The sequence below is a fragment of the Streptomyces beijiangensis genome (assembly GCF_017315755.1).
In the GTDB taxonomy this organism is placed as follows: domain Bacteria; phylum Actinomycetota; class Actinomycetes; order Streptomycetales; family Streptomycetaceae; genus Streptomyces; species Streptomyces beijiangensis.
Window position 1 is genome coordinate 1 of record NZ_JAFLRJ010000684.1, and the last position, 3,730, is coordinate 3,730.

At 71.1% G+C, this 3,730-nt stretch carries 3 protein-coding genes and 1 pseudogene; 1 reads left to right on the top strand and 3 read right to left on the bottom strand.

Annotated features, from left to right (window positions below; genetic code table 11):
- From J0695_RS38295 to J0695_RS38305, 3 genes are all read right to left on the bottom strand, one after another.
- Nucleotides 1–2,205: AAA family ATPase (locus tag J0695_RS38295; protein ID WP_206969458.1), on the bottom strand; the 2,205-nt coding region annotated here is incomplete at its 3' end.
- Between the two features lie 122 nt (nt 2,206–2,327).
- Nucleotides 2,328–2,540 carry a hypothetical protein gene (locus J0695_RS38300; protein WP_206969459.1) on the bottom strand — a complete coding sequence of 71 codons (213 nt, stop codon included), beginning with the start codon at nt 2,538–2,540 and terminating at the stop codon, nt 2,328–2,330.
- Between the two features lie 365 nt (nt 2,541–2,905).
- Complete coding sequence (locus tag J0695_RS38305; protein ID WP_206969460.1) at nt 2,906–3,187, bottom strand: acylphosphatase; 282 nt, start codon at nt 3,185–3,187, stop codon at nt 2,906–2,908.
- A gap of 139 nt (nt 3,188–3,326) precedes the next feature.
- On the opposite strand from J0695_RS38305, the pseudogene J0695_RS38310 reads away from it, so the two are divergent.
- A pseudogene (locus tag J0695_RS38310) lies at nt 3,327–3,730 on the top strand (CAP domain-containing protein); the annotation flags it as partial.

Genomic DNA, 3,730 nt, shown 5'->3' on the forward strand with positions numbered 1-3,730 from the left:
CTCCCCGCGCCGCTCCCCCGCCGCCTGCTGCGCCCCTGCCAGCTCCTCGCACCGCAGATCGAGCTCCGTGAGCTCGGCCGCGGCCTCGTCCACGGAGGCCTGCACCTCAAGAAGGCTCGGCGCCCCGGCGGACCCGCCCTGCGCGAAGTACGCGCCCAGGACGTCCCCTTCGGCGGTGACCGCGATCAGACCCGGCCGGGATGCCACCAGCTCCTCGGCGTCCTCCAGCGTCCCCACGACCACCATGTCCCGCAGCAGCCTCCGCACACCGGGCATCAACTCGGCGGGTCCGCGCACCAGTTCGGCGACGTACGAGAGTCCCGAAACCTCCTCGACCGCGGTACGCGCACCCACGGCCTGCGCGGCCACCGCAGCGCCCTCGCCTTCCGTACGGCTCGCGGGCACTTCCGCGCCACCGGCCCCCACGCCGAATCCGTCGTGGCGCTCCCCCGCCTGGTCGGGCACCGCCGCATGACCGCCGGCGCCCGGCGCGGCCAGCAGCAGCGCCGCACGCCCCGCGTCCTGCTTGCGCAGCAGCCGGATCGCGTCCGCGGCCGTCGCCGGGTCGGTCACCGCGATCGCGTCCGCCGCAGCGCCCAGCGCCGCCGCCACCGGGATCTCGTACCCGGGGGCCACCGCGAGCAGTTCGGCCGCAGGGCCGAGCAGACCCGCCAGCCGGTCCTTCGCCCCGAGGAGCGCTCCCGTGCCGTCCTTGCGCCGCAGGCCCAGGGCGAGGGCCTCGCGCCGTGCGGCGGTCGCCGCCCGCTTGCGCTCGGCGGCCGTGGCGGCCTCCCGGGCCGCGCTCAGCGCCGCCTCGGCCTCGCCGAGGGCGCGCTTGGCCGCCTCGTGCTGTTCGGCGAGGGCAGCGTCGCCCGCGTCGAGACCGTCCACCTCGGCCTTGAGCAGTTCGTACTCCTCCTGGGCCAGGACCGCGCGCTCCTGCGCCCCGTCCCGCGCCTCGGCCAGCCGGTCGATCTCCGCCTGCGCCGACCCTGCCCGCGAGCGTGCCGCGTTGACCTGCCCGGTCAGCCGGGCGAGCCCCTCGCGCCGGTCGGCGATGGCCCGTGCCACGTCCTTCAGCCGGCGCTCCTCGGCGACCAACTCCCGCTCCAGGTCGGCCCGGTGGGCGACCGTGTCCTCCAGGGCGTGCTCCGCCGCCTCCAGCGCTGCCTCCAGCTCCGCCTCCTGCTCGCGGATCCGGGCGGCCTCGCGCTCCATGTCCTCCGGGTCGCGCCCGCGCCGCTCCTCCTCCGGGGCGGAGGTCGCGCTCTTGACCCGTGCGTCGGCCAGCGACACCGTGCCGCGTACCCGCTCGGCCAGCTGGGAGAGCTCGTACCAGGTCTGCTGGGCGCGCTGGAGACGTGGCGCCAGACGCCGTACCTCGTCCTCCAGATCGGCCTCGCGCGCGAGCGCCGCCTTCAGTGCCGCCTCCGCGGCCTCCTTGCGCTGTTTCAGCGCGGCCTCGTCCGCGACCTCGGTGCGCAGCGCGTCCCGCAGTGCCACCAGGTCGTCCGCGAGCAGCCGCAGCCGCGCGTCGCGCAGATCGGCCTGGATGACGGCGGCCCGCCGCGCCACGGCCGCCTGCCGGCCCAACGGCTTCAGCTGGCGGCGCAGTTCGTCGGTGAGGTCCTGTACGCGCGCCAGATTGGCCTGCATCGCGTCCAGCTTCCGCAGCGCCTTCTCTTTGCGCTTACGGTGCTTGAGAACTCCCGCGGCCTCCTCGATAAAGGCGCGCCGCCCCATCGGATCGGCATGCAGTACGGAATCGAGCTGGCCCTGCCCGACGATCACATGCATCTCGCGCCCGATGCCCGAGTCGGACAGCAGATCCTGGATGTCGAGCAGCCGGCAGGTGTCCCCGTTGATCTGGTATTCGCTGCCGCCATTGCGGAACATGATCCGGGTGATGGTGACTTCGGCGTACTCGATCGGCAGCGCGCCGTCGGAGTTGTCGATGGTCAGGGAGACCTCGGCGCGGCCGAGCGGCGGGCGGCCGGTCGTCCCGGCGAAGATGACGTCCTCCATCTTCCCGCCGCGCAGCGACTTGGCGCCCTGCTCGCCCATGACCCAGGAGAGCGCGTCCACCACATTGGACTTGCCCGAGCCGTTCGGGCCCACGACACACGTGATGCCGGGCTCGAATCGGAGCGTCGTGGCGGAGGCGAAGGATTTGAATCCGCGGAGGGTCATGGACTTGAGGTGCACGCCGCCGGACTCTACCTTTCACACGCGGCATGAGGGGATAAGAAAGAAGGGACGCCGAAGCGTCCCTTGCATATCTTGTGCAGTGGTTCCGATGTGCAGTGGTTCCGAGCGGGTGGCTGATGTCAGGTGAGCGCGGGCTCCGCCTGGGGTACATCAATGTCGATGCCGTCAAGCAGCGACTCTCCGTGATGGGCGGCGGCGTTCAGCGCGTCGTTCTCGGACTGGATCCGAGTCAGTTCGGACTCGAGGTCCTGAACACGCTGCTGAAGCCGTCGCATCTCGGAGAGAAGTCGCGGGTCGGAACCGCCGACGTAACCGAGAAGCGCCTTTGCCATGATGGATGGTCCTCCACACTGAGTGACCGACCGAAGCGGTGGTGGGTCGTAGGGGAATCGCACCCGCGGTGCTCAGCAGTGCTCGTTCTCGCTGCGTTCCTACTGCCAAACAGCTAAGGTGCGCGGGGATTCCAGAGTCTCACCAAAAAGTTTGACGGTCAACACGATCACGCCCCGTATCCATGGCAACCCTGGGGCGCGCGGCCTCGAACACTGGCGGCGCGGCTCTCCTGAGGGGCCCTGGGGCAGGAGATCATCCTCTACTTCGCAGCCTGGCACGGTCGGCCCCCAATGGCAACCACCAGGTCATTTCTGCCGAACGCACATGCCAGGGGCGCCTTGCCAATTCACGGCGGGCGGCCGGCTCAGCGGATCGCGAAGCTCTCGTAACCGCCGCGCGGAGTGTCCCAGATCTCAGTGACACCGTCGACACGGCCGGGAGTGTCGCCCGCGCGGAGCCAGTCGAGGAGAAGGTCGCACTGCGCGCGCGGCCCCTCGGCCACCACTTGCACCCTTCCGTCCTCGAGATTGAGGGCGAATCCGCGGAGACCGCCGATCTGCAGGGCATTCGCCCTGGTGAACCAGCGAAAGCCCACGCCCTGGACTTTTCCGCGCACCCAGGCGGTGAGCCGTACATCTTCGTTCATGTCTGCACGCTAACCGGCCAATTGCTCACGAGACACTTCACCCCCATGCGGCATGGACTACAGTCCCGACCCAATGAGCCTCACCCGTATGGGTGAGTCGTCGTGACGTAGACCGTCGAGCTTGAGGAAGGCACAGCAGATGGGACGCCATGGACGCTCCGCCGCCGTACCGGCCGCAGTTGAATATGGCGGTTACGCAACGAGCGCTGACAGCACGGCAGGCCGTCACCGGGGCCATGCCCGCAGACGCCGGAAGAGCCGGGCCGCACCCGTTCGCACCGGGCTGCTCGGCGTCTCCGCAGCCGCTGCCGTAGGCGCCGTGGCCATGGCCTCGGGTCTCCTGCCCGGCGGCGGCAACGCCTACACGGTGGGCGGCGGCAGTCCGACGGGCGAACGCGTCCGCGCGGACGGTGTGCCCGACCTGCAGACCCAGGGAGGCGAGTCGGCGACCCCGTCGTCCACCGCATCGGCCTCGCCGAGCTCGGGGGCCACCCGCGCCCACGCGCCGTCGACGACCCCCTCCCCCGTCGCGTCGAAGACCAC

Excerpts from the sequence above, each read along its gene's own strand:
- J0695_RS38300 (WP_206969459.1), bottom strand. The coding sequence starts at position 2,540 with ATGGCAAAGGCGCTTCTCGGTTACGTCGGCGGTTCCGACCCGCGACTT.
- J0695_RS38305 (WP_206969460.1), bottom strand. The coding sequence starts at position 3,187 with ATGAACGAAGATGTACGGCTCACCGCCTGGGTGCGCGGAAAAGTCCAG.